This window comes from Capnocytophaga sp. ARDL2, from assembly GCF_041530365.1.
GTDB lineage: Bacteria > Bacteroidota > Bacteroidia > Flavobacteriales > Flavobacteriaceae > Flavobacterium.
The window spans coordinates 425,786-452,434 of record NZ_CP168034.1 but is presented as its reverse complement, the minus strand read 5'-3'; the positions used below and the strand labels follow the sequence as shown (position 1 = coordinate 452,434).

The following is a 26,649-nucleotide window of genomic DNA, read 5'->3' as shown; positions in this document are numbered from 1 at the left end:
TTATAAGTTGATTCCTCCAAATCTTACAAAACTACCTAAAACAAGCATTACAATTCCAATAAGTGTTACAGAAACGATGTGAAATGCCATCATAGGAAGTTTTTTAGAAGATAAATTGGGTAAAACAAAAAAATTGGCACTCAAAGCAAACAAAACGGTAATAATCAATAAAATAAGTTTTAATGAAATAACTGTTTCTATCGCGTTGGAAAACGAAAACCATGTACTAAAACCCATATTGTATCTATACGCCATTGCAATACCTGTTGTAACCAAAATTAGTAAAGCAGGCATGCCTATTTTTTCGTATTTTCTTTCAAAATCCAATAATATTTGTGGATCTTTTTTCTTTAATACATTTGGTAATATGCCAACCGCCAAAACGATATGTCCACCTACCCAAATAGCAGCCCCTAATAGGTGTAAAACTAATAAAAGATGATGATTCATACTCTATAATTAATAAACAAAGTTAGTATAATTAACTTGATAAATAAAATTTTATTCAGACTATTTATTTTTAAAATAGACTTATAATATATAAAATATGTGTTATGCAGAATGTAGAACTACTAAATAAAAAAATCCGAAAAGAAAATTTACTCTTTTCGGATTTTTGTTTTAAACCAATTATAAATTCAAATGATTGAAAATTATATTTTTTTTAGTCTTTTTTATTCTGACAAGTTTGAAATACCAAGTATCAGCTGTAAAACCTCCGCCTGTACAATCCAATTTTGAATTTAACTGTCAAAACTTCATTGGTTTCAACAATCGAATGAATATCCAGTGTGAATCCCAAATGAGAGGACTCTTGTAATGTGATAAACAACAAATAATATTGGTCAAAATCGTTTGAATACTCATTCAATGCGGTTGTATATGGGTTTCTGTCAATAATTATTTCAAAGCATCAAATTCTTCGTTTGTTGAAATTTTTTTACTTGAAATCAACTCCGAACCTTGCCTATAGTTATCTTTGGCTAATGTTTCATAATCTACTTTCGTTTCGTGATTAGTATCATCATTGTTACACGCCACCATTCCGATACATGCAACCAAAAGAAAAAGGATTTTTTTCATAAATAAAAAAGTTTAAGTTCAACATTTATTTTTTAAAAAAACATCCATTTAATTTCATTATCAAACGATTAGTCTTAGCAAATATAATAATTTTTAAAAAACACCCTAAAATATCCCATAAATACAATCGTTTACAAAATAATAATCATTACTAAAGAATTTTCAAGCAAAAGCAATCCCAAAAGTAAAAAAAATGATTTGTTATACAGTTTTCAACAATCAAAATCTACTGTTGAAAACTATCAAAAAACTTTTCATAACTATTGTTGATAAGTGTGGAAAAGTATCAATAAAAAAATTTGATTTTGAGAGATAATTTTTCTGATAGACAAATAACCAAAACTTCCAAGAGAAAAATGTAATTATTTATTTCAACACAATTCACAGTTTATCCACAGTTATTAACAACATTTTGATAAAAATAAAATCAACATTTTTTGTGTATATTTAAAAAGAAAAATCAACATTTTTTTTCAAATAAATTGATTTTCAGTAGATACATTTTTTCAACCTTGTTGATAAGTTTTGATAACTCATATTTCAAAATTATTTTAGAAAAAATTATTCTCTATTTCAACAAACAATAATACTAATAAATTTTATTAATTTAAAAATCATTTTTTTTATTATTTAAAGAAGAGAATGTTGAAAACACAAATTTTTTATCCATGATGTATCGTTTTATTTTAGTTTCTTTTTTACTTTTTAAGTGTAGTAGTACCGAAAAAGTGTCAAGAGATTTTACTGGTATCTATGTTGCACCCCAAAACAATTTTTTCAATCGCTTGCGATACGGTAGTTTTACTTTGGATATGCAATTGGAACTTCGCACTGATTCTACTTATTTTCTGTCGTCTTGTGCTCAGTATTTTTATGGCACTTGGAAAGTAAAAGAGCGTCGCTTGTTTTTGCATCTGGATTCTGCAAGATTTATCATTGATAGTCTCAATTATTTGCCAGAATACAAATCATCTTTTAATCGCAAATTTACAGATGAATACAAAATCGATGGTTCAACTTTTTTTCAACAAAATAATATAACTATGTTTATTTTGTTGAAAAAATAGGGTAGGGGATTGATTTTCTGTTTAAATTTGTTTTAAATAATTTTATTTTATGAAAAAATAGATTTAAGTTTTAAAATTTTATTTTTTATCGTCGGATTTTATTGGATTATAGCAAGGATAAAATCTTTACATGAAATTGTTTTATTCGGAGTTTTTTACGAATTATTGACACTACCATTTGCCTTGTTGTCTTGCGTATTTCCGATTTATTTTTTGGTGCGATTGATACAAAGTTGGTCGTCAACTGAAAAAAAGAATTTTATGTTTATGTTATTTCTAAGTTTGTGTAATTTAGCAATAATGTTTAAATTGCCTTATTATTAATTAAAAATTTTTATTATGGATATTACATTGATGTTTTGGCAAATGTTGCAAGTCATCTTGTTTGTTGCCTTTGTTTATTTTTTGGTAAAAGTTTTTAGGAAGTTAACGAGAAAATAATTTTACCAAATAAAATAGTAAGTCATTCTTGAAAGAGAATGGCTTTTTTTGTAATTAGTTTATTATTTATAATAATTATTAAGTTTAACTAAATATTAATTATTATAAATAAAAATAATAATTTAATTTTGCTCCACTAATTATAAATTTTTAATCAAATGAATAAAGTTTTTAGAAAAAAATTAAACCATATCACAAGTTTTAAAAAGAAATAGTGATGTGAAATTTAAATCTGAAACCTTACAATTTGTTTCCTCTTTTTATAATGGAAATTATAAAATTGTAGGAGATGAAGTTTATCACACTGATGATGAAAAATATGTCATCACCAAAATATCAAGTGATAATATTGAAAGAGGTTACATTGTAGAGTTTACTTCAGAAAAGAAAGTTGTTTTTGTAGATAAAAACGAAACAACTAAAAAATTGACTTATTATGATTTATCATTTACAAATGATGCAGTAGAATTTGACTTTAATGATAATATTGCAGATGATGATGATAAAGTAGCTACTTGGAAGTTTCTAGGATTCAATTTTAAAAAATTTTTTGGAAGATATAAAACATATGGTCCAGATTTTTTTTTAGAACCAGGTTCTTGTTATAGAAATGTTACAGAAAGAATAGTAATTTTAGGTTTAGAATATGGTTATGTTAGATGTGAACCATGTTAAAAATAACTGTAAATAAAGATGGCTGTCCAAAAACTAAAGGACAGCCACTTTTTTAATATTTTTTTAGTGCATATTTACAGCAAGGGTATTAAATATTCAATTTTCAGTGAAGTAGTATATAACTATAGAAAACACTCTTGTTTCATATTTCAAATTTATTAACTATTATGAAAAAATACTTATTATTTTTAGTTTCTTTTTTATCTTCTGCACAAAATTAAACTTATCAAGTTTTAAACAAATGGACAAACGAACCAATTTCTCAAGTTTCCATTTTTCTAAACGATTCTTTGATAAATGTAACTAATTCTGACGGAAACGCATTTTTACCAAAAGGTAATTATTTATTTAAAAAAGAAGGTTTTAGTCAAAAAATTTCTTCAGAACAGACAGTTTTTCTTTTGCCAAATGACATGGAAGAATTAGAAGAAATTGTTATTCATCAGCCTAAGAAAACAAGAAAAAGAACTATTGGTAGTGATTATGGTACAATGTTGTTTATCAAAGGTATAGAATATATAACACACATACAACCAAGAAAAAAGAAATGAATAAACAATTGTATAAAGTGTCTTTTCCAACAGACATTATGGAATCAAGAACAATTTCTGGAGAATCGCATTTCAAATTGACAATTTATGATAGTAATCAACAGCAATTATGTGCAGAGTACATTACTTTACCACAAGATAAATTTGAATTTATTATTTCAAAGGATATAAAATTTCCTGCAGAAGGTTTGTATATTGGGATAGAATTTATAGGAAAAACTGATGAAAATGAAATAGTTTGTGAATTTAAACCAGGTTTTGAAAACAATTCTAAAAGAACGAATTACTATAAATTGTCGTATCTCAATGAAGATAAATGGAAAACATGGGAAGAAGTAATGGTTGATGGTAATTATTTTCATACTGTATATAGCAAACCTCCATCTGGTTTTGTATTTAATAATGTTGCTTTTGTTTTTAAAATTGAGGTTTATTAAAAAAAATTAATACATACTAAGTCGTTCTTGAAAAGGAATGATTTTTTTTATTAAAAATCAACACTTTACAATATTTACTAAAAAATAGCTTTCATAGTATAGATAAGCTTTGTATTTTTGCAAGTTATATATCAGTAAATTATGGTACTATTCAATTATGAAACTGAGTTTCAATTAGAAAACGAAGAACTGTATGCCGACTGGATAGATGCGATTATCGAATCAGAAGGTAAGGAACCAGGAGAAATCAATTATATATTTTGTGATGATGAGTATTTGCACGACATCAATGTAAAGTATCTCGATCACGATACGCTTACCGATATAATCAGTTTTGATTACACGATAGGAGAGTTGATTTCTGGTGATATTTTTATTTCAGTTGAACGCGTAAAGGATAATGCAAAAGATTTTAATGTATCTTTCAAGGAAGAATTACTTCGCGTAATGTCACATGGAGTTTTGCACTATTGTGGTTACAAAGACAAGACCGATGATGAAGCAAATTTAATGCGTTCAAAAGAGCAAGAAAAAATGCAGATGTTCCACGAGGAACAATAAAATATATAGAATGTTTCATGTGGAACATTTTGTTATTTTTTATAAAAATTTCGATAGTTATAAAGATGTAAATTTATAAATATTTTAATTACTTATATAAAAGTATATATTATAAAATTTATATTATTTATTGATATATTTTATTTAGTATTGAGTTTATTAAAAAAAATGAAATTTTTGAAAAAAAGTTCCACGAGGAACAATATATAAAGAAAGAAAAGTTTAATTAAATGTTTCATGTGGAACAATGAGTTTATTTCAAGATAAATATGATGTAATTGTAGTAGGAGGAGGACACGCTGGATGCGAAGCTTCTGCCTCTGCTGCAAATATGGGAATGAAAACTTTGTTGATTACAATGAGTCTTCAGAATATCGCACAGATGAGTTGTAATCCTGCAATGGGTGGAATTGCAAAAGGACAAATCGTAAGAGAAATTGATGCGTTGGGTGGATATTCTGCAATCGTTTCTGATAATTCTGCAATTCAATTCAAGATGTTGAATATGTCAAAAGGTCCTGCAATGTGGTCGCCAAGATGTCAAAGTGATCGTATGCGTTTTGCAGAATTTTGGCGTATGATGTTGGAAAATACTCCTAATTTAGATTTCTATCAAGAGATGGTTTCTGGATTGATTTTTGAAGGAGACGAAATCAGAGGAGTGCGTACAAATCTCGGAATCGAAATCTATTCAAAAACCGTAATTCTTACAAACGGAACTTTTTTAAATGGTTTGATTCATATTGGAGAAAAACAATTTGGAGGAGGTAGAGCAGGGGAGAGTGCTTCGTATGGAATTACAGAAGATTTGGTGAAAATTGGGTTTGAATCGGGAAGAATGAAAACAGGAACCCCACCAAGAGTTGATGGTCGTTCGCTCGATTATTCTAAAATGGAAGAACAACCTGGTGATAAAAATCCACAGAAATTCTCGTATTTAAATGTTACCAAACCACTCGTAGATCAACGCTCGTGTTATATGACTTATACTTCAAACGAAGTACACGATTTGTTGAGAGAAGGTTTTGATCGTTCTCCAATGTTTAACGGTCGTATTAAAAGTATAGGTCCAAGATATTGTCCGTCGATTGAAGATAAAATTAATCGTTTTGCAGATAAGGAAAGACATCAAATATTTGTAGAACCCGAAGGTTGGAATACGGTAGAAGTATATGTAAATGGTTTCTCGACTTCGTTGCCAGAAGATGTACAATTTAGAGCTTTGCGTTCGGTTGCAGGTTTTGAAAATGTGAAGTTTTTCCGTCCTGGATATGCTATTGAATACGATTATTTTCCACCAACGCAATTGAAACATACACTCGAAACCAAGTTGATAAAAGGTTTGTATTTTGCAGGACAAATCAACGGAACAACTGGATATGAAGAAGCAGCAGCTCAAGGTTTGATGGCAGGTATCAATGCAGCGTTGGAGGTACAAGGAAAAGAACCGTTTATTTTGAAAAGAGACGAGGCATATATTGGAGTTTTGATTGACGATTTGATTACAAAAGGAACAGAAGAACCGTATAGAATGTTTACTTCTCGTGCAGAATATCGCACATTGTTGCGTCAAGATAACGCTGATTTCCGATTAACTGAAAAATCATTCAACATTGGTTTAGCTTCAACCGAACGAATGAAACGAATGGAGTATAAAAAAACTGCTTCAGAAAATTTTGTTCAATTCTTTAGAGAAACTTCGGTAAAAACAGAAGAAGCAAATCCTATTTTAGAATCGAAAGGAAGCGATTTGATGAAGCAACCCGATAAAATGTTTAAAGTATTTTCTCGTCCACAATTGGCTGATGAAGATATTTTGAAATTTAAAAAGGTACAAGAATATATTAATACAAATAATTTGGATAAAGAAATCATCGATCAAGCCATTATTCAAGTTAAATATTCTGGATACATTGAGAAAGAAAAAAATAATGCGGATAAGATAAATCGTTTAGAAGATATTATTATTCCTGAAAATTTCGATTACGATAAAGTAAAATCTATGTCGTTTGAAGGAAGAGAAAAAATGAAAAAAATTCGCCCAAGAACCATTTCTCAAGCATCAAGAATTAGTGGTGTAGCTCCGTCAGATATTTCGATTTTATTAATCTTTATGGGAAGATAAATAGGAGTGTTCCTCGTGGAACAAATAAAAAAAACTATGAAAAATCTAACAATAAAAGATTATAGTATCACTCATAAATCGTTTGAATTGATGTATGATGAATCTTTAGAATTGTATCATACACAATTTGACGATTGGGAAAGAGTAGAGGAGTATTACCAGAGTTCAAATTATATTTCACATACCGATTCCAAAAATTCTATATTTGATAAAATATATGCTCAAGTAAAAAAATATACGATCCAACAAAAATGGAAACAAATACTTTCTTGTAAAAAAGAAGTTCGTTCAGTGTTGGATATTGGATGTGGTACAGGAGATTTTTTGGTGTATGCAAAACAAATAGGATTGCAAACTAAGGGAGTAGAACCTAATACTAAAGCACAACAATTAGCCAAAGAAAAATCTATTGATGTAGTATCTACCTTTGCAGAATTGCCTAATCAAAAATATGATGTGATTACTTTGTGGCATGTGTTGGAGCATGTGCCTAATTATGATGAATACATTGTACAGTTGAAACAATTATTAAATCCAGATGGATTGCTGATTATAGCAGTTCCAAATTTCAATTCGTATGATGCAAAATATTATCAAAATTTTTGGGCAGCATGGGATGTACCTCGTCATATTTGGCATTTTAGTAAAAAAGCTGTTCAGCAGATAGTATCTAAGCATGGATTTCAATTGATACAAATAAAACCTATGTATTTCGATGCGTTTTATATTTCACTATTATCAGAAGAATATAAAACAGAATCAAAAAATCCAATCAAAGCGTTTAGTATAGGTTTACTATCCAATATAAAGGCTTTTTTCTCAAAAGAGTATTCCTCTAACACATTTTTTTATAAAAAACTTTCATAAATGACTTTATTTTTGTTTTTAGTGATTAAAATATATTTTGATATGTAAAATTTATAAAAGTCGTTTAAATCGAAAATAAAGACTATGTTTTTTATAGTGATTATTTATATCAAAGTATTTAAAGTATAAATATTTTTTATATATCTGTTTTTATAATAATAATTAGTATTTTTGTCCAAAATAATTGAATCAATGAAAAAAATCATTTTATCGGCAGCTGTTGTAATTTTGGCAGTTGCATGTAACAACAATTCTCAAATAGGAACTACTGTTGCTACAACTTCGTCAGAAGCTGGATTTAAAACAGCATACATCGATACAGAAAAATTGATGAAAGAATATAAAGAATCTGCAGACTTTGAAGCAAAATACGAAGCAATGTCTAAAAAGATGCAAGAAGAATTGGAACGCGATATGAAAAAATTCCAAAATGATGTAATGGACTTGCAAAAAAATGCTCAATCAAAAGGAATGGAGTGGGCAGTCGCTCGTCAGAAAGAGTTGGAAAAAAGAGAGCGTACTCTTGCTGAAAAACAACAGAACTACATGAAAAAATTCCAAGAGGAAGGTTCGGTTGAAAGAGACAGTATGGTATCTCGTATGAAAGATTTCATCAAAGAATACGGTAAAGAAAAAGGATATGACTATATCTACGGTACTGGTGATGCTGTAACAGTATTATATGCAAAAGAGCAATACAACATCACAGATGAAATCGTAAAATTGTTGAACGAAAAGTACGAAAAAGGTTCAACGAAAACCGAAGAGAAAAAAGAAGAATCTACTGAAATAAAAGTTGAGGAAACTAAAAAATAATAGAGTAAAGTTATTCATAGGCGGAAACTGTTTGGGAAAAATTGTATATTTGAGTACCAAACAGTTTTTTTATGAAGATTTTTTTAATTTATCTACTCAAAGTATTACTATTCATTATTGGATTTGTCGTACTATATTTATTGGCAGTAATTCTTTCACCTTTGATTCCAGTAAAGGAAAAACAAACTACGGAATCAAAAGAAATTGATGTCTATTTGCTCACCAACGGAGTACATACAGACATTGTATTTCCTGTAAAAAACGAATACAAAGATTGGAGTGCCTCAATTTCTTATGCACATACCAAAAGTCAGCGAACAGATTTTAAATACATTGCCGTTGGTTGGGGAGACAAAGGTTTTTATCTTGATACACCTACTTGGGCAGATTTGAAATTTTCTACAGCTTTCAACGCTGCCTTTGGATTGAGTACTTCGGCTATGCATTGCACTTTTTATTCTACAATGAAAGAAGGTGAAGATTGTGTAAAACTTTCGGTTACTCCCTCACAATACAAAGCAATGGTTGCGTTTGTAGAGCAAAAATTTGTGCGTACAAATTTGGGTGCTTTTCAGAAAATCGAAACAGATGCTGTCTATGGAGACAATGATGTGTTTTATGATGCTATTGGTAGTTATAGTTTTTTTACAACTTGTAATACTTGGGCAAATCAGGTTTTGAAAATAGGCGAACAAAAAGCAGCTCTTTGGACAGCAACGGATAAAGGAATTTTTAGGCATTATAAAAACTAATTAAGATATATCTTGAATAATATTCAAAAAATTGGAATGTTTTTTGCAACTATTTTATAAAAATCTATACAATTATGAGAATATTATCAATTTTTTTATCGTTAATTTCGTATGGACTCTTAGCTCAACATACGATTAGTTTAGTACCAAATAACATAGAAAGAGGAACTATTTATCTTTCAAACAAAAAAACAGTAGAAGGAAAAATTATCGTACCACTTTTAGCCAATCAAAAGCGTATCAATTATAGATACGATGGAAAAAAACATCGTGTTCAGAGTACAAATATAGATTCAATAGTATTTGATTCAAAAGCAACATTGCTATTTACTTCGACAGAATTTTATAACAAAAGAAAACAAGATTCAAAAAAAGTAAAAAGAGCCGAGTGGTTGAGAAAAATAGTTTCTGGCGATTTGTCAATCTATGAAACTACTTATATCGAACACAGAAGAGAATATACCAACAGTGTTACACATTATTTTTTCAAGAGAAAAAATGAAACATTACCAACTTTGATTGCTATTAAAACAAATGAACCATTTCCAACGGCAGATCATCGTTTATTTCGCATCAATTTGGAAAAATACTTTTCAAATGAAGAAGATTTTTTAGCATTGATTAAGCGAAAAGAATTTGGTCTAAATGAATTACATTTGATAGCGAAAGAATACAATGGAATGTAAAAAAAATGTTTAACCTGACTACCTAAATTATAATGAAAAAAAAAGAATTTAAATAATATTATACAAAAATGAATATTTTAAGTAATTTAGCATAAATAAAACTTGTATAATCCAAACATAATTCATACATTTGCAAACATATAATGAAAACAAAGACAGAATGAGGGGGCATATAGCCTCCTTATGTCGTATATAAAGTATGAGTTTTAAAGAAAAAGTACAAGAATTATTAGACCGTGGATTGGAGCAATATCCGCATTTGTTTCTAATAGACTTAAACATTTCATCGGATTATAAAATCAATGTAACAATTGATGGTGATCAAGGGGTTTCGTTGCAAGATTGTATTGACATGAGCCGTGCCATTGAGCATAATCTCGACCGTGAAGAGCAAGATTTTTCGTTGGAGGTGGCTTCGGCAGGTGCTACTTCTCCTTTAAAATTGCCAAGACAATACAAGAAAAACATTGGTAGAAAAATCGAAGTAACCACAGCCACAGAAACTATCGAAGCTCAATTGCTCAATGCAGATGATGAGAAAATTTCTCTGGAATGGAAAGCTCGTGAACCAAAAAAAATAGGAAAAGGAAAAGAAACCGTAATCAAAAATGCGGAAATTCCTTATTCAGAAATCAAAAAAGCAGTAATTGTAATATCATTTTAAAATAATAGAAACAAACTATGGATAATCGTGCATTAATCGATTCGTTTTTAGAGTTTAAAGACTTCAAACATATAGACAAAGTTACTCTAATGGCCATTTTGGAAGATGTATTTCGCAATACATTGAAAAAGAAATTTGGATCAGACGATAACTTTGACATTATCATCAACCCAGACAAAGGGGATATGGAAATTTGGAGAAACCGTGTAGTAGTAAACAACGGTGAGGTGGAAGACGAAAACACGGAAATTGCTTTGGACGAAGCTCGTAAAATTGAGTCAGATTTTGAAGTAGGTGAAGAAGTTTCTCAAGTTTATCACTTGATTGATTTAGGTCGCCGTTCGATTTTGGCTTTGCGTCAAAACTTGATTACAAAAATCCACGAACACGACAGCACCAATCTTTACAAGCAGTTCAAAGATTTAATAAATGAGGTTTATACCGCAGAGGTACACCATATTCGTCCAAAAGCTGTGATTTTGATTGACGACGAAAACAACGAAATCGTATTGCCAAAAGACAAACAAATCCCATCGGATTATTTCAAAAAAGGTGAACCAGTACGCGGAATTATTGAAGCGGTAGAGTTGAAAGGAAGCAAACCGCAAATCATCATGAGCCGTACTTCAGAAGCCTTTATGGAAAAATTGTTTGAACAAGAAATTCCAGAAATTGCAGAAGGAATCATCAACATCAAACGCATCGTACGCATTCCAGGAGAAAAAGCAAAAGTAGCCGTAGATAGCTACAACGACAATATCGATGCAGTAGGTGCGTGTGTGGGAGTAAAAGGTTCGCGTATTCACGGAATTGTAAGAGAATTAGGAAATGAAAATATCGATGTAATTCACTTTACAGAAAATCCATCATTGTTGATTTCTCGTGCATTGGCTCCAGCTGAAATAACAGAAGTAAAAATTGACGAAGAAAACAAAAAAGCAACGGTTTATTTAGAAATCAGCGAAGTATCAAAAGCCATCGGAAGAAACGGTCAAAACATCAAATTGGCAAGTAAACTTACAGGATACGAAATAGATGTAATTAGAAATCAAGCAAATGACGACGATGACGATGTAGAAATGATTGAATTTGTTGATGAAATCGACCAATGGGTAATCGATGAATTTGCAAAAATAGGTTTGGATACAGCAAAAAGTATCTTAAAGCACACGGTAGAAGAGTTGGTACGCAGAACCGACCTAGAAGAAGAAACCGTAATAGATGTAATCAACATCTTGAAAGAAGAATTTGACGAAGAGTAATTAAATTTTCAATTACAAAATTTTGTAATTAATAATTAACTTTGTCATTCCAACGAAAGGAAGACAAGAGGGTAACCTAAACTAACGAAGTAATCTATTTGTCGAGATTCATCACTCCAAAATCGTTTCGTTCTGAATGACAACAAAGACACACAATATAAAGATCCAATATGTCTGAAAAAAGAACCATAAGAATAAACAAAGTATTACGAGAGCTAAACATCTCTTTAGACAGAGCGATTGAGTATTTAAAATCAAAAGGTTTTGAAATAGAAGCCTCTTTAAATGCCAAAATCTCTGACGAAGAGTATCAAACGCTCAACAAACAGTTTTCTGCCGATAAAGGTAGAAAAGCTGCTATGCAGGAAGTAAGCGAGGAAAAGAAGAAAGAAAAAGAACAATTGCGTATCGAGAGAGAGAAAGAACTTGAGGCTCAACGCAAAAAAGAAGAAGAAGAGAAAAGAGCTCGCGAACAAGAAATTATCAAAGCAAAAGCTGAAAAAGTGACGGCAATCAAGCCTGTGGGCAAAATTGATTTAGAGCCGAAAAAGAAAAAAGAAACTGTAGATGTTCCATCAGTACAGAAAGATCTTAGTGCGTCTGAAAATACTCCTGCAAAAAAAGAAAAAGTAGCAGAAAAATCAGAAAAACCTAAAAAAGAGGTTGCTTCTGAAAATAAACCTGTTTCTACTCCTGAAAAGCCTAAAGCTAAAGAGGAAAAACCAAAAGTAGAAAAAACTGAAAAAGTGGAAAAAACAGTAGAAAAAACTGAATCTACTGAAGATACCATGATCAAAACGCAATATCAAAAATTGACAGGTCCGGTGATTACCAACCAAAAAATCGATTTGACTCAATTTGATAAAGCCAAAAAGAAACCAGGTGATAAAAACGCCAAAAATGGTGGAAATAAAGGAGGAAATGCAGCTAATGCAAATGGAGATAAACCTGCAAAAAACAAACGCAAACGCATCAACAAAGCTGAAGGAGCTGCAACTACTCAAAACGCTAAAGGCAACGCAAATCCTGCCAACAGACAAGGTGGAAACGATGCCAATAAAAATGCAAAAAATAAAAACAACAAAAATCAAAGAGGTAAAGCTCCAATTGTAAAAGTAGAGCCAACAGACGAAGAGGTGAAAAACCAAATCAAAGAAACGCTCGAAAGATTGCAAGGTAAACAAAACAAGTCAAAAGCTGCTAAATACCGTAAAGATAAACGCGAATTGCACCGTAAGAAAGAAGAGGAGGCAAGAGCAGAAGAAGACAACAAAGTATTGAAAGTTACAGAATTCGTAACCGTAGGAGAGGTGGCTACAATGATGAATGTGTCTATCACTCAAGTAATCGGTACATGTATGTCGTTGGGTATCATGGTTACTATGAACCAGCGTTTGGATGCAGAAACTTTGACTATCGTTGCCGATGAGTTTGGATACGAAGTACAATTTACTACAGCCGAATTAGAAGATAATTTGGTAGAAGAAGCCGATAGACCAGAAGATTTAGAAACTCGTGCTCCTATCGTTACCGTAATGGGACATGTGGATCACGGAAAAACATCGCTTTTGGACTATATTCGTAAAGCAAATGTTATTGCAGGAGAATCAGGAGGAATCACGCAGCACATCGGAGCTTATGGAGTAACCTTGGAAAATGGTCAAAAAATCACTTTCCTTGATACACCAGGACACGAGGCATTTACGGCGATGCGTGCCAGAGGTGCTCAAGTTACCGATATTGCCATTATCGTAGTAGCAGCCGACGACGATATTATGCCACAGACTAAAGAGGCAATCTCTCACGCACAAGCAGCAGGAGTGCCTATCATTTTTGCAATCAATAAAGTAGATAAACCAACGGCAAACCCAGACAAAATCAAGGAGAAATTGGCATCGATGAACTTCTTGGTAGAAGAGTGGGGAGGTAGTTATCAATCGCAAGATATTTCGGCGAAATTTGGACAAGGAGTACAAGAATTGTTGGAAAAAGTATTGCTCGAAGCAGAAATGTTGGAATTGAAAGCCAATCCAAATCGTATCGCATCAGGAACCGTAGTAGAAGCCTTCTTGGACAAAGGACGCGGATATGTATCGACGATTTTGGTACAAAACGGTTCGTTGAAAGTAGGAGACTATGTATTGGCTGGTAAAAACCACGGAAAAATCAAGGCGATGCACGATGAGCGTGGAAAAGCCGTAAAAGTAGCAGGACCATCTCGCCCAGTGTCTATCCTTGGATTGGACGGAGCACCAACAGCCGGAGACAAATTCAATGTATTTGAAGACGAAAGAGAAGCAAAACAAATAGCAGCAAAGCGTACACAATTGATTCGTGAGCAATCGGTAAGAGCACAAAGACACATTACCCTTGCAGAAATCGGTCGTCGTATCGCATTAGGAGAGTTCAAAGAGTTGAACATCATCTTGAAAGGAGATGTGGACGGATCAGTAGAGGCGTTGTCAGACTCGTTCTCAAAACTATCTACAGAAGAGATTCAAGTAAACATCATCCACAAAGGAGTAGGAGCCATTACAGAATCGGATGTATTGTTGGCATCGGCATCAGATGCGATTATTATCGGATTTAATGTACGACCAATGGCAAATGCAAAAGCCATTGCAGACAAAGAGGAAATCGACATCAAGACTTACTCAATTATCTATGACGCAATCGACGATGTAAAAGATGCGATGGAAGGAATGTTGTCGCCAGAGTTGAAAGAAGAAATCACTGGTACAGCCGAAATCCGTCAGACATTCAAAATCTCAAAAGTGGGTACTATTGCAGGATGTATGGTAACGGATGGAAAAATCTTCCGCAACTCAAAAATCCGCTTAATCCGCGAGGGAGTAGTAATTTACACCGGAACATTAGAAGCACTGAAACGCTTCAAAGACGATGTAAAAGAAGTATCAAAAGGTTACGATTGTGGTATCCAAATCAAAAACTACAACGACATCAAAGAATACGACATCATCGAAGCATTCCAAGAAGTAGAAGTAAAGAAAACTTTATAATAGTAAAAAACCGCCTCAATCGAGGCGGTTTTTTTGTATCTTTGAGCTTGTGAGAAACAAAACACTTATGACTATAGACATTACTATACAACTACAAAAGGCTCAAGAGCAATATAAAACCTGGAGCCGATTTACGATTGAGCGTCGATTGCAATCTATTGAAACAATAAAAGATTTTTTGCTTTTGAACAAAAAACGATTAGCACATGCAATTACTACGGATATGAACAAACCAATATCCGAATCAATAGCAGAAATAGAAAAATGTGCTCTACTTTGTGAATATTATCTCAAGCATGCAGTAGATTTTTTACAAGAAGAAATCATCAATTCGCCATGGAAAAAGAGTTATACTCGTTTTAGTCCAATGGGGGTAGTCCTTGGTATAATGCCTTGGAATTTTCCATTTTGGCAGGTATTTCGTTTTGCAATTCCAACACTGATTGTAGGTAATGTAGTCGTACTCAAACATGCAAGTAATGTTCCTACATGCGTACAACTGCTCGACGAAGTATTTGCTCAGGCGGATACAGCAATATATTTTCCTATTGTTGTGGCAGGTAGTGAAATGGAATCCGTTATTGCTCATTCAATTGTAAAAGCGGTTTCGTTTACAGGAAGTGAAAAAGCAGGAAGAATGGTTGCTACAACAGCTGGGAAATACTTAAAAAAATGTGTATTAGAATTAGGAGGAAGTAATGCTTTTATTGTACTCAATGATGCGGATATAGAAAAAACTGCAAAAATCGCCGTTAAAGCACGTTTTCTCAACTCAGGACAGAGTTGTATAGCTGCAAAGCGTTTTTTGATTCAGAGAGAAAAATATGATGCTTTTTTAGCAGCTTTTATCAAAGAAACAAAAACTCTAAACATTGGGGATAAATACGACGCCAAAACTCAATTTTCCGAAATGGCTCGTGAAGATTTGGCTATAGAATTAGAAACACAACTGTCAAAGAGTGTAGAACAAGGAGCGACTATTTTGCTTGGCGGTTTGAGAAAAGGTGCCTATTTCGAACCGACTATTGTAGAAAACATACAAACTTCCATGCCGCTTTGGAAGGAAGAAACCTTTGGACCTGTCGCACCCTTGCAAATCTTTGATACATTGGAAGATGCAATAGAAATGAGCAATGCTTCAGAATATGGATTGGGCGTGAGCATATTTACAAAAGATATCACAAGTATTCAAGAGCATTTGTTTGTCTTTGAAGAGGGTACAGTGTTTATCAACGAAATGGTAATAAGTTATCCAAGTTTACCATTTGCTGGTATAAAAAATTCGGGGTATGGTCGTGAATTATCACGTTGGGCATTGTACGAATTTTCTACAGTTCAGACAGTGGTTGTGAGTTAAAAATAAATATCTTTGTATAAGATATTGAATTGAAAAATACGTAGCGACATAGGAATGCCATGTCGCTACGTACGCTTTATTCTATACTCTTCTCCCATTCAATTCCACTTATATCAATGAGTTTTAGTTTGTAATTTTTATTGATTTTGATGGTATCCAAATCAATGACAAAATCGGCTTTTGCTCCCAAAGGAACAATCAAACTATGAACTCCCGATTTTACTTTAGCTACATAATGATTGTGAATTTTTTCCACAGGATATTGTGCCAATTCATTTTGATTGATAGTTTTTACAACTTCATTTTTTTCGTTCAAAATTTCTATGTAAATTAAAAACGAACCGTAAACATCAGCACCTTCTACTCTAAACATCTGAAATTTCAACTGTGTATCTGTATATTCAACATTAGAGATTTCTATTTTTGGTTTTACAGATTTGTTGTGCAATTTTCCAAATACACCTCCGTGAAAATATTGATTGGTAAACAAAGTCAATCCAAAAATAAGTACCGAAATTCCTAAAACAATAGGTTTTAGACGATAAATAGACAAATTGCCAGACCCCAAAAATGCAAACCATTTTTTGTGGGTAAATGCATAGTTTTTAGCAATCAAATAATTGTCTAAAGAATAAACTCCACTACCTGAAAGAAACAGCGTAAAACCACCTGCAACGCCCAAAACACCTATTTGCCATTCGTCCAAGCAGGTAGTACCTATCCATCCAGACCCCAACAAAATTCCCATTGCCAGTGAAAACACTCCAATGCTCATCAGTCGAGTAAACAAGCCTAAAATAATCAACAAGCCTACAATGGCTTCGACAATTGTAAAAGCCACCATAGAAATCTGCAATACTTCAGGATTGGAAACCAAGTATTCGATAATAGGTTTTATTCCCAGAGCATTGGGCAGAAAATGGTTAAATTTTTCACCTATATATCCAGCTTCATCAGGAATTAATTTATTGTCTAAAATCAACCTTCGCCAAAAAGCAGAAAAATAAGTCCAACCTATAACCCAGCGAAGAGATAAAGTAAAAAGTCCAGCTGCATTGTGGGCTGAATGTTCGATTGTATATTTCATAATTTTATTGATTTTTTGTTGTAGTTTATTTGTATTCTCTCTCATTTATGTCTTTGGTTTTGAAAATTTTTCTACCAAAGTGAATATAAAAAATTGAATAATTTTACGTTGAAAAAACTATTCAAAACAAATTATACAATATCCAATTTCAATCGTTTAAATAAAATGTACTTAGAAGGACTATTACCTAAAAAACAGGCAAAAAAATTGTCGAAAATATCAATTTTTCTAACTACAAAAAGATGATTATTAGTACTATCAGTAGGTTTTACCGATAAAAAGAAGTTAGTTGCTTTTTCTGTTGAACTTTCTATATTTTCAGCAGAAGAATATTGACAAATACTCGTTTGTGTAGAGGTTTTGGCTTTGTTGGTAGGTTTTATATATTCTACATTGACCACACCAAACAAAGCACTTTTTACCACACACGGACTCAATGCAAACAACACAAAACACATCAAAAAAATGTGTTTTACCCATCTGATATGTTTTGTACTGCAAGTCATGGTTACAAATATAAAATTATTTAACGCTTTTACAAATTACGGTAAAGTTAATTTATTGGTTAGTATTTATTTTCGGAATTCTCAATCCCTTTGGACTTATCAACAAATAATTGGTTTTCTTGCCAGAATCCTCCTCTTTAGCGATGCCTTTGGCTACCAAATCTTGTAAATCTCTCAAGGCGGTATCGGTGGAAGTTTTTGCCAATTTGGCATACGAAGAGGTACGTAAATAGCCCACTTCTTTGTCGTAATTATCGTATAAATAATTGATTACAAAAATCTGCCTTTTGTTGAGCGACTGATGATTCGTATTCCAAAACAAAGATTTGTCCAGTGAACCTTTCAAAAATTGCTCACTGGAAATTAAAGCTATTTCAAAACAGCCCAAAAACCATTCTAAATAAGCCGTAATTTCTGAATTGCCTTTTTGCGTTTTTTCAATAATGTTGTTGTAATATTTATGTTCTTTGAAAATCTGATTAGAAAGACTGTAAAAACGGATTTTACTTTGGTCGCTTTGAGCCAAAATCATATCCAAAATCGCACGAGCTATTCGTCCATTGCCATCGTTAAAAGGGTGGATAGTTACGAACCAAAGATGAGCAATCATCGCTTTGATTATCAAATCCACAGGTTGATTTTCATTGAGCCAATTCAAAAAATGTTGCATTTCATCAGGAACTCTTTCGGCTCTGGGTGCTTCAAAATACACTTTTTCTCTACCAAAATTTCCCGAAACCACTTTCATTCCTCCCAAACGATATTGGGCAACATTTATTGGGGTATAACCGCTAAATTTACTTTAAAAAAGGGAATGATGCCAACCAAAAAGGCGAGTTTCTGTGAGTGGTTGGTTAAAATTCTGTGTAGCATCAAGAATCACATCTACTATTCCTTCGATATTTCGTGGAACTTTTATAAAATCGGCATTTTCAATTCCCATTTTATTGGCAATATAGGAGCGAACCAATTCAGTATTAAGTAGTTCCCCTTCTATCTTGAGGTATCTACCACATCTAAAATCAGTGATTCCAATGAGGCTTTTTCAATCAAGTCAAATCCCAACTGCTCCAATTTCCCAAGTAAACGCCCTTGCAAAAAGCGTACATTGGCTAAAATGGGAGTAATTTTATCGTTGTTCCAAACAAAATTTGTCCAATTATAGTGTTTGTGAATTTACATACACCGCAAATTCTGCGGTAGAATACAACTTTTTCACCGCGAAAATAACATTTGTAATTTGGTTTATTTGAAAGATTCATACTCCTCACAAATCGTTGTTAAAAAAAATAAAAAAAACGTTTTATCTTAGCTTCTATTCTGTTTATATTTGTGAAACAATTCATTCTTTTTTTTTACGCAGATGAAAATAGATTTTTTAATTTTCTTTGTTATGATTTGATTATCGCAGATATTTTTTTGATTTATCAAAAAAATAACCAACGCAACGAATATTATCTGCGTCATCTGCTAAAATGAAAATAAGCGTAAAAGAGGATTATATAAAAATCTGCGAGAAACTAAATAAAAAAATAATAATGCCAAAAACATTCAGCAATATGAAAAAATACACTTATTCTTTATTACTACTCAGTCAGGTATTATTTGCCCAAAATTATACTTCAGACCAATGGTTATCACAGGGTAAAGAATTGATTAGCAATGAAAAATACGAAGAATCTATCTCGGTTTTCAACAAAATACATTCATTAGACCCTCACTATTTTTCAGCTCAGACTCAGGTGGTCAATGCATTGTTATACAACGAAAAATACCAAGAAGGGGTACAACTCGCAGCTCAACTTTTTGAAAAATACAAAGACACCGAACCATCGGTATATTGGCTTTACGGTATTTCGTTGAGCTACAACGACCAGCTGGCAGAGGCTCATAAAATCTTTGATGAAGGATTGAAAAAATATCCATACAACTCTGAATTGCTTTACAACAAGGCGGTGGTGTATTCAAAACAAGAAGAAAAACAAAAAGCATTGGACTATTATAAAAAGGTGTTGGATACAGACCCTTTTTATATTTCCGCTCTTCACAATGTGGGAGTTATTGCACTCAACGACGGAAAAATCGTAGAGGGTACATTGGCATTGATGATGCAAATTATGATTGCTCCTTTTCATTACGCTTCGAGAAACGCAGTGTTGTTGCTCAACAAAAAATATCATCAAAATTACAGTGGAAAAAGCAAACTAAACTATTCTGCTTCTGGAGATGATTTTTCGGAATTAGAGCAGTTGTTGCTTTCTCAAATTCAATATCACAAAGACTACAAACTAAAAATAAATGTAGATGACCTCGCTGTGAGGAATATACAATTTGTCATCGAATATTTATCAAATCACGATATCAAAAACGGTTATTTTGAAAACAAATTTGTATCGCTTTTCAAAAAAATTGCTCAAGAAAATCAAACCCAAAACTTCTTGTATGCCTCGCTGATTCCCGTTGGAGATGCTTTTGAAAAAGAATTGTCTAAAAATGCAAAAGTTATCAATAATTACATCGAAAATTATTTGGTAGGAGAATTAATACCTTCGTATCGAGAAGTAACAATCAACAATGAAAAGTATAGAGTTTTTAAAGAAGATAATGACAAATATTATGTGCCTGTTGATAAGGACGGCAATGCCAATGGAATAGGATTTTTCATTGACAGCAATGGCATTAAAAAGTTTGAACAAAACTACAAAGACGATGCTATCAACGGTAAAAAGACATTTTTTGGCAATGCAGGAAATGTTTTATCTACAGTTACATTGAAAAACGGTATTTTGGAAGGCGAGGCTACCGAAAATTTTAGCAACAACAACCTATTTGTACAATACACTTTTTCCAACAATGTGATTTCGGGCAATTACAAAAGATATTATCCCTTGGGCGGATTGGAATGTGAGGGAATGTTTCAAAACAATGAGTACGAGGGAGAGTTTACCTGCTACCATCACGATGGTACTGTAGAGGTAAAGGGTAAGTATTCAAAGGGATATTATACAGGTAACTACAAGAAATATAACGAATTGAAACAATTGATTGAGGATAAAAATTATCTCGATGGAGAACTTCATGGAGATTATTTGACTTATTATCCCGATGGAACTTTGAAGGAAAAGGGATTGTATGACAAAGGCAATATGCTTGAACACATTTCGTATTATCCCAATAAAAACAAGGAAACATTCTCTTATTATTCAAAGGGAAAAATTACCACGATTGATAGTTTTGATTTTAACGGAACGCTCACTAAGAAAGATTATTTCAACACGAAAGAGGAACTCGAGAAGTCGGAATATTACAATTACAAAGGCGAATTGTATCAGGTGCATCATTTCAAAAAAGGAAAATATCATCAGTCGGAATATATTTTCAACAAAACCAAAAATACCGATAGCTCTACTTTCACAAGTTATAATCAATTTGGAAAAGTGGTGGTAAAAGGTCAGTCTCGCAAAGGAAATCCAGTGGGCGTTTGGCAATATTTCAATGATTTTGGTTTATTAGAATCTCAATCTACTTTTGACAATGAGGGAAACAAAATCAAAGAAGAAAGTTTTTTAAATAATGGTGATAAGGATTATGTAGTAGAAATAAAAGACGGTAATTATCACGGAAAATACGAAGATTTTTACAACAATAAATTAAAATTTATTACTTATTTTACTGAAAATAATCAACATGGTCCAAAAATTCAATATACGGAAGATGGAAATGTGCAAATGGAAAGTTTTTATCAAAATGGACAAACAGATGGAATTTTCAACACTTATTCTTTCAACGGAAAATTGCTCGAAAAAGAAGTATATGTAAAAAACAATTTGCATGAAACTACTTATTTTTTAGACAGTAAACCATCGTCGTTTGTCTATGCAAACAAAACAGGAACTTTCACCTTTGATTATTCACCTTTGATTCGTACCGAATTTGAATTGAAAAATGGTGTATATCACGGTACATACAAAGGGTGGAACAAAGGACAATTGATACACGATTTATCCTACAACAATGGAAAAACTCATGGCACACACAATCAATATTCTATCAATGGAAAATTGACCCGTTCAACAGATTATTATTTGGACAAAAAGCACGGTACAGATAGCATTTATGACGAAATGGGCAATTTGTTTTATACCGAAAATTATACTTGGGGCGAATTTACAGGTGCTGAAAAGTTGTATTTTTTCAATGGTAAATTGCAAAGAGTTACAGAAAGAATCAAAGAGAAAAAAACAGGGATTGAGCAGTATTTCAACCCAGAAGAAAAAGTCATTGCAACTATCGAATATGTAAATGATGTGCCTGTGGCTTATCAAATTTTGAATAAAGACGAGCAACTCACAGAAAAAATACCTTTTACCGATGGAAAACTGTCAATGGTTTCTAAATATGCCAATGGTAGTACGGCCTTGACCATAGATTTCAACGATCGATTGAGAGATGGACGATATGAAGTTTATTATGAAAATGCAAAAATCGCTATCAAAAAGCAATACAACAAAGGAAAATTGGTTGGTATTTCGGAGGATTTTTATCCTAATGGAAAGGTATATAGATTGCGAGAAATCGACAAGCAAAACTATGCCGAAGGTAAAGAAATTTTTTTAGCCGAAAATGGTGATAAAATATTAGAAATCAATACTAAAGAAAATTATCTACATGGAGATTATATCATTTATGAAAACAATACAATCAAGAAAAAACATCGTTACGATTCTAACTTTTTGGTTGAGTAGTTGGGCAATCATTTCCACTGCTCAAGCTCAGGATTTGGAATATTTCAAAGAAAAATTTCCAGGTCAGTCCGAGGTGATTACTCAGTACGAAGACCACTATCACATCAGCCTGACCAAAGACAAACGCCTAAAAGTTACTTCCGATAATGTTGAACAAACTATGATTTTGTCTGACAAGGGCAGTGGATTTACAGCGGTAGAAAGCATCGTGCATTCCGATTTGGTAAATATTAAAAACTACGAGGCTTATACGCTCAACAAAAACGGCAAAAAAGTTGAAAAAACAGCCATTGCACAAATTACGGACAAAAAAGCAAGTATGGAAAACATTTTTGACAACGATGTAAAGTTGAAAGTGTTTAACTATGCCAATCTCAAAGCTGGAAGTGTAAAGTATTTGAAATATTCGTTGGAATATCAAGACCCATTTTTGTTGCATCGATTTATGTTTGCAAACAACAGTGCCAATTATCGTCGTACGCTAAAAATCAGCTTTCCAGAAGATATAAAAGTTGATTATAAGCTGTTTAATACCGACAATTTTCAAATAGAAACTACCAAAGAAACCAAAAAAGGCATACACACGCTCACATTTCAAGCCAAGGAAAGTATGCCTGTGAAAAAAGAAGCCAATGCTCCGGGGTGGCTGTATGATTTGCCTCACATTCACTTTTGGATTTCGGAGTTTACAGACGGAAAAGAACATGTGATGGTATTGGGTACGGTGGATAGATTGTACAATTATTACCTCAACTTTATCGAGCAAATCAACAAAAAAGAACACAGTAAACTCAAAGATTTAACGCTTTCGCTAATTGAGGGCAAACAAACTGAGTTAGAAAAGTTGGAAGCCATCTTTCACTGGGTACAGAAAAATATCAAATATGTAGCTTTTGAAAGCGGTTATGAAGGTTTTATACCTCGCGAGGCAGGCTTGGTCTTTGAGCGAAAATACGGAGATTGTAAAGATATGTCTTCGCTTATCGTAGAAATGGCAAAATATGCACAAATCCCCAATGTAAATTTCACTTGGATAGGCACACGAGAATTGCCTTATTCGTATAGAGAATTATCTATACCAGCTGTGGACAATCACATGATTGCTACCTATTTGGGAGAAAAACACTTGGTGTTTTTAGACGCCACAGACGAAACCGTACCTTTTGGTATGCCTTCGTCATTTATTCAAGGAAAAGAGGCTTTGATTGCTCAGGGCAAAGACTTTGTGTTGCGTACTGTGTCTGTGGTAGAACCGTATTTCAATAGACAAATCAGCACTACAAACCTTGAATTAAAACAAGAAAAAATCGAAGGACAGAGCAAAATTTCATATTTTGGATATATGGGAGCATTGACGAGAAATCTCTTAAGTGATAAACAAAAAAGACGAAGAGATTATCTATCTGCTTTGCTGGAAATGGGAAATAACAAGTTTAAATTGCTCGAGGCTCAAGAATCAAATTTTGACGATACAACCAAGCCTTTTAGTATTGATTTCAAATTTGAAATAGACAATTATATCGTAGCATCAGGTGATGAATATTACCTAAATATGACTTTGGACAAACCTTTGCAAAACGACCTCATCGAAGCCAAACGTAAACAAATATACGACAGCGAATATTTGCATAACTTTTCGTATGAAGTAAATGTAGAACTACCCAAAGGTTACAAAGTGAGTTATTTGCCAGAGAGAAAACAGGTAGAAAACGAGTTGATACGCTTTTTCTTTGATTACAAAGTGATAGACAACAAAGTGCAATTACAATATACCGTAGAAACACGCCAATTGATGATTTATCCGCATCAATTCAAATTGTGGAACGAATCTATCAAACAATTAAAAGAAAGTTATATGGAAAACATTATATTTACAAAAAAATAATCCTCATGAAAAAACAAATAATCAGTTTATTTTTACTCATTTCTTCCCTTTTTGTTCAAGCACAAAAAACGGAATTTGCTTCGTACAGTTATTCAAATGAAGTAGTTGCAATAGATAAAAAATATGCCAATGAAGAAGAAATTATGTTGGAAAAACACATTAAAAACGAATTTGTGGCAGAACCCAACAATTTTTATGAAATCTTATTGGTACACGAAAAAAAATTAATCAACTCTGATGTTGCTATCGAACGAAACAATAAAGTTTATCTACCCTTTCAATTAGACGATGATTTGTTGGTAAACAAAATGAGAGTTTTGCTAAAAAACGGAAAAATTATCGAATTGAAAGAAAGTGATATTAAAGAAGAAATAGACGAACAAACCAAACAAAAATATCATTATTTTGCTGTAAATGGTTTGGAAAAAGGGGCAATTATTGAGCGAATTTATCAAATAAAACGCTTTCCAGATGTTACGGGAAATGATTACACTATGCAATCTTATTTCCCTATACTAAAAACATCTGTTGAGGTAATTTTCCCTTCGATTTTGGTATTTTCTTCGGCTTCGTACAACGGATTTCCTGAGGCAGAATTCAAAGAAAATAGTTACCCTGAGAAAAATTCGCTGTATGTAGAAGGTAGGCATATTCCAGCTTTTCCAACCAATGAAAAATACAGCAATCCTGTAAAGCATATTCAACGATTTGCCTACAAGCTTAATGAAAACAAAGTAACAGGTGTGAGAAATCTTTTCAATCATCAAGATTTTAGTAAAAATCTATTTGATAGTTATAACAAAGCCTTGACAAAAGATGAGAAAAAAGAATTAGAACGCTTTTTGAAAGGAATGCAACAGCCTACCAATCAAAGAGAACTCATTTTTGCTATTGAAAATTATATCAAAAAAAATATTCAATACAACAAATATTTTGGAGCCAACGAAAACCTAAAAGATGCATTGAAAAATAAACAGGCCAATTTATTTCACTTGGCAAAATTGTATGTACAAATATTCAATCATTTCAATATCAACCACGAAATTGTATTGACTACCGAACGATTTAAAAAAGTTTTCGACCCAAGTTTTGAATCGGAAATGAATTTTCAAGATTTGTTGTTTTATTTCCCAAGCGAAGATTTTTATATAGAACCAGCAGCTTTTATTTACAGAGCACCGTTGTTTGATGATCAATTTGCAGGAAATCACGGTTTGTTTATTTCTTCAAAAGAATTTGGAGGAATTAAGGCATCTATTGCGAAAGTAAAAACCATCGAATTTCCTAAAAATCAACAGTTGCAAACTATGACGATCGATGTAGATTTTACAGAAGATATTACACAACCAAAAATGGTTTCTAAAATAAAATTTAACGGACACGAAGCCATCAATTTTCAGCCATACAAAGATTTATTAGACCCATCGGATTATAACGAGTGGTTGGAAATGATTGCTAAAAATTATACGCACAACAGCACTGTTGAACATTTTGAGGCAGAAAACGAAGGATTGGAAGCAGTAGGTAAAAAACAATTTGCATTGAATATCACAGCAAATGTTGGAGATTTGGTAAGTAAAGCAGGTAATAATTATGTATTTAAAGTAGGTGAAGTCATCGGTCGCCAAGCCGAATTGTACGAAGACAAAGAACGCGTATTGCCAGTAGAACTTGAAAATCCGCATGCATACGACCGTACGATTACAATAAAATTGCCAGAGGAATATACAGTAAAAAATCCTGAAGCCTTCAAAATGAATTTTGAAATCAAGCAAGATGGAAAACTCATCGGAGGTTTTACTTCGGACTATCAACTAAAAGGTAATCAGCTAATTGTAGAAAACAAAGAGTGGTATGATTTTGTAGAAATACCAGCATCAATGTATCCGCAATTTCAAAAAACCATCAATGCCGCAGCCGATTTCAATAAAATCTCTATCATTTTGGAGAAAAAATAATTGGGTGTAACTTTGTGTTTATATTCCCCTTCTTTTTAAGAAGAGAAATCGCCGAAAACTTACAGACGAGTATGTGACAAAGGCGAGGTAGTTGAAAACTGAAT

24 protein-coding genes are annotated in these 26,649 nt (G+C 32.5%); 17 read left to right on the top strand and 7 right to left on the bottom strand.

All coding sequences use genetic code 11. The features are described from left to right. Together AB4865_RS02260 and AB4865_RS02255 are read right to left on the bottom strand one after the other, a co-directional pair. On the bottom strand, positions 1–450 hold the full coding sequence (locus AB4865_RS02260; RefSeq protein WP_372474119.1) for a copper resistance protein CopD: 450 nt from the start codon (positions 448–450) through the stop codon (positions 1–3). A 450-nt stretch (positions 451–900) separates the two neighbouring features. Continuing rightward, a complete protein-coding gene (locus tag AB4865_RS02255) occupies positions 901–1,083 on the bottom strand; it encodes a hypothetical protein (RefSeq protein ID WP_372474118.1) in 183 nt (60 codons plus the stop codon). 728 nt (positions 1,084–1,811) lie between these two features. Between AB4865_RS02255 and AB4865_RS02250 the strand changes: the two genes are divergently transcribed. The 14 genes from AB4865_RS02250 to AB4865_RS02185 all read left to right on the top strand — a co-directional run bounded on the left by AB4865_RS02250 (position 1,812) and on the right by AB4865_RS02185 (position 16,364). Then, a complete protein-coding gene (locus AB4865_RS02250) occupies positions 1,812–2,150 on the top strand; it encodes a hypothetical protein (protein WP_372474117.1) in 339 nt (112 codons plus the stop codon). A 660-nt stretch (positions 2,151–2,810) separates the two neighbouring features. Next, positions 2,811–3,266 carry a hypothetical protein gene (locus AB4865_RS02245; RefSeq protein WP_372474116.1) on the top strand — a complete coding sequence of 152 codons (456 nt, stop codon included), beginning with the start codon at positions 2,811–2,813 and terminating at the stop codon, positions 3,264–3,266. Positions 3,267–3,556: 290 nt separating this feature from the next. Continuing rightward, positions 3,557–3,817: a hypothetical protein gene (locus AB4865_RS02240; RefSeq protein WP_372474115.1), complete on the top strand. Its 261-nt coding sequence runs from the start codon at positions 3,557–3,559 to the stop codon at positions 3,815–3,817. Continuing rightward, the gene (locus AB4865_RS02235) at positions 3,814–4,254 is read left to right on the top strand and encodes a hypothetical protein (protein WP_372474114.1); all 441 of its coding nucleotides are present in this window, start codon (positions 3,814–3,816) and stop codon (positions 4,252–4,254) included. Before AB4865_RS02240 ends, AB4865_RS02235 begins: the two co-directional genes overlap by 4 nt. Positions 4,255–4,395: 141 nt before the next feature. Then, a complete protein-coding gene (gene ybeY / locus AB4865_RS02230; protein ID WP_372474112.1) occupies positions 4,396–4,815 on the top strand; it encodes an rRNA maturation RNase YbeY in 420 nt (139 codons plus the stop codon). 247 nt (positions 4,816–5,062) lie between these two features. Further along, complete coding sequence (mnmG, locus tag AB4865_RS02225) at positions 5,063–6,940, top strand: tRNA uridine-5-carboxymethylaminomethyl(34) synthesis enzyme MnmG (RefSeq protein WP_372474110.1); 1,878 nt, start codon at positions 5,063–5,065, stop codon at positions 6,938–6,940. A gap of 36 nt (positions 6,941–6,976) precedes the next feature. Continuing rightward, positions 6,977–7,807, top strand: coding sequence for a class I SAM-dependent methyltransferase (locus tag AB4865_RS02220; RefSeq protein ID WP_372474109.1), 831 nt, complete (start codon positions 6,977–6,979; stop codon positions 7,805–7,807). Positions 7,808–7,999: 192 nt separating this feature from the next. Beyond that, positions 8,000–8,623, top strand: coding sequence for an OmpH family outer membrane protein (locus AB4865_RS02215; RefSeq protein WP_372474108.1), 624 nt, complete (start codon positions 8,000–8,002; stop codon positions 8,621–8,623). 71 nt (positions 8,624–8,694) lie between these two features. Continuing rightward, positions 8,695–9,375 (top strand): TIGR02117 family protein, encoded by a 681-nt coding sequence (locus AB4865_RS02210; RefSeq protein ID WP_372474107.1) that lies wholly within the window; start codon positions 8,695–8,697, stop codon positions 9,373–9,375. A gap of 74 nt (positions 9,376–9,449) precedes the next feature. Beyond that, positions 9,450–10,061 (top strand): hypothetical protein, encoded by a 612-nt coding sequence (locus AB4865_RS02205; RefSeq protein ID WP_372474106.1) that lies wholly within the window; start codon positions 9,450–9,452, stop codon positions 10,059–10,061. 199 nt (positions 10,062–10,260) lie between these two features. Then, positions 10,261–10,725, top strand: coding sequence for a ribosome assembly cofactor RimP (rimP, locus tag AB4865_RS02200; RefSeq protein ID WP_372474105.1), 465 nt, complete (start codon positions 10,261–10,263; stop codon positions 10,723–10,725). 17 nt (positions 10,726–10,742) lie between these two features. Then, positions 10,743–11,987 carry a transcription termination factor NusA gene (gene nusA / locus AB4865_RS02195; protein WP_372474104.1) on the top strand — a complete coding sequence of 415 codons (1,245 nt, stop codon included), beginning with the start codon at positions 10,743–10,745 and terminating at the stop codon, positions 11,985–11,987. Positions 11,988–12,157: 170 nt separating this feature from the next. Continuing rightward, a complete protein-coding gene (gene infB, locus AB4865_RS02190) occupies positions 12,158–15,007 on the top strand; it encodes a translation initiation factor IF-2 (RefSeq protein ID WP_372474103.1) in 2,850 nt (949 codons plus the stop codon). 67 nt (positions 15,008–15,074) lie between these two features. Further along, a complete protein-coding gene (locus AB4865_RS02185) occupies positions 15,075–16,364 on the top strand; it encodes an aldehyde dehydrogenase family protein (RefSeq protein WP_372474102.1) in 1,290 nt (429 codons plus the stop codon). A gap of 76 nt (positions 16,365–16,440) precedes the next feature. On the opposite strand, the gene AB4865_RS02180 is transcribed toward AB4865_RS02185, so the two are convergent. From AB4865_RS02180 to AB4865_RS02160, 5 genes are all read right to left on the bottom strand, one after another. Next, positions 16,441–17,451 carry a TQO small subunit DoxD gene (locus AB4865_RS02180; RefSeq protein ID WP_372474101.1) on the bottom strand — a complete coding sequence of 337 codons (1,011 nt, stop codon included), beginning with the start codon at positions 17,449–17,451 and terminating at the stop codon, positions 16,441–16,443. Positions 17,452–17,582: 131 nt separating this feature from the next. Then, the gene (locus AB4865_RS02175) at positions 17,583–17,957 is read right to left on the bottom strand and encodes a hypothetical protein (protein WP_372474100.1); all 375 of its coding nucleotides are present in this window, start codon (positions 17,955–17,957) and stop codon (positions 17,583–17,585) included. 52 nt (positions 17,958–18,009) lie between these two features. Continuing rightward, positions 18,010–18,705: a Fic family protein gene (locus AB4865_RS02170; protein ID WP_372474099.1), complete on the bottom strand. Its 696-nt coding sequence runs from the start codon at positions 18,703–18,705 to the stop codon at positions 18,010–18,012. A 54-nt stretch (positions 18,706–18,759) separates the two neighbouring features. Then, complete coding sequence (locus tag AB4865_RS02165) at positions 18,760–18,900, bottom strand: hypothetical protein (RefSeq protein ID WP_372474098.1); 141 nt, start codon at positions 18,898–18,900, stop codon at positions 18,760–18,762. Positions 18,901–18,950: 50 nt separating this feature from the next. Next, a complete protein-coding gene (locus AB4865_RS02160) occupies positions 18,951–19,076 on the bottom strand; it encodes a DUF4172 domain-containing protein (protein WP_372474871.1) in 126 nt (41 codons plus the stop codon). A gap of 440 nt (positions 19,077–19,516) precedes the next feature. On the opposite strand from AB4865_RS02160, the gene AB4865_RS02155 reads away from it, so the two are divergent. Genes AB4865_RS02155 through AB4865_RS02145 form a run of 3 tightly spaced genes read left to right on the top strand, consistent with a single transcriptional unit; the run spans position 19,517 to position 26,545 of the window. Further along, positions 19,517–22,702, top strand: coding sequence for a hypothetical protein (locus AB4865_RS02155; RefSeq protein WP_372474096.1), 3,186 nt, complete (start codon positions 19,517–19,519; stop codon positions 22,700–22,702). Then, entirely contained in the window at positions 22,644–24,587 is a 1,944-nt protein-coding gene (locus tag AB4865_RS02150) for a DUF3857 domain-containing protein (RefSeq protein ID WP_372474095.1), read from the top strand. The genes AB4865_RS02155 and AB4865_RS02150 overlap by 59 nt, the downstream gene beginning before the upstream one ends. Positions 24,588–24,592: 5 nt before the next feature. After that, positions 24,593–26,545 (top strand): DUF3857 domain-containing protein, encoded by a 1,953-nt coding sequence (locus AB4865_RS02145; protein WP_372474093.1) that lies wholly within the window; start codon positions 24,593–24,595, stop codon positions 26,543–26,545. The last annotated feature ends 104 nt before the right edge of the window (positions 26,546–26,649 follow it).